Consider the following 944-nt stretch of genomic DNA (forward strand, 5'->3'; position numbering starts at 1 on the left):
TCGGCCGAGGTCGACGCCGAGGTGGTGCCGCAGCCGCGCAACCGTGTGGCACTGAAGATCAAGATCAACGAAGGCACCGTCGCCGCCATCCAGCACATCAACATCGTTGGCAACAACGTGTTCGACGACGAGACCCTGGCGCAGCTGTTCGAGCTGAAGACCACCAACTGGCTGTCGTTCTTCAAGAACGACGACAAGTACGCCCGCGAAAAGCTCTCCGGTGACCTGGAGCGCCTGCGTTCCTACTACCTGGACCGCGGCTACATCAACATGGACATCGCCTCCACCCAGGTGTCCATCACGCCGGACAAGAAACACGTCTACATCACCGTCAACATCAACGAAGGCGAGAAGTACACCGTTCGCGACGTCAAGCTGTCCGGTGACCTGAAGGTGCCGGAAGACCAGGTCAAGTCGCTGCTGCTGGTGCAGCCTGGCCAGGTGTTCTCGCGCAAGGTGATGACCAGCACTTCCGAGCTGATCACCCGCCGCCTGGGTAACGAAGGCTACACCTTCGCCAACGTCAACGGCGTGCCGCAGCCGAACGATGAAGACCACACCGTCGACATCATGTTCGTGGTCGACCCGGGCAAGCGTGCCTACGTCAACCGCATCAACTACCGCGGCAACACCAAGACAGAAGACGAAGTGCTGCGTCGCGAAATGCGCCAGATGGAAGGCGGCTGGGCCTCGACCTACCTGATCGACCAGTCCAAGACCCGTCTGGAGCGTCTGGGCTTCTTCAAGGAAGTGAACGTCGAGACCCCGCCGGTGCCGGGCACCGACGACCAGGTCGACGTCAACTACAGCGTCGAGGAGCAGGCTTCCGGCTCGATCACCGCCAGCGTCGGTTTCGCCCAGAGCGCCGGCCTGATCCTCGGTGGTTCGATCAGCCAGAGCAACTTCCTCGGTACCGGTAACAAGGTGTCCATCGGCCTGACCCG

1 protein-coding gene is annotated in these 944 nt (G+C 61.4%); it reads left to right on the plus strand.

The features are described 5' to 3' along the window. Positions 1 to 944 (plus strand): outer membrane protein assembly factor BamA (gene bamA, locus CAG00_RS27355; RefSeq protein WP_085665803.1); only part of this gene is annotated, 944 nt, incomplete at both ends.

Origin of the sequence: Pseudomonas sp. B5(2017) (assembly GCF_002112825.1) — a bacterium.
Taxonomy (GTDB): Bacteria; Pseudomonadota; Gammaproteobacteria; order Pseudomonadales; family Pseudomonadaceae; genus Aquipseudomonas; species Aquipseudomonas putida_Z.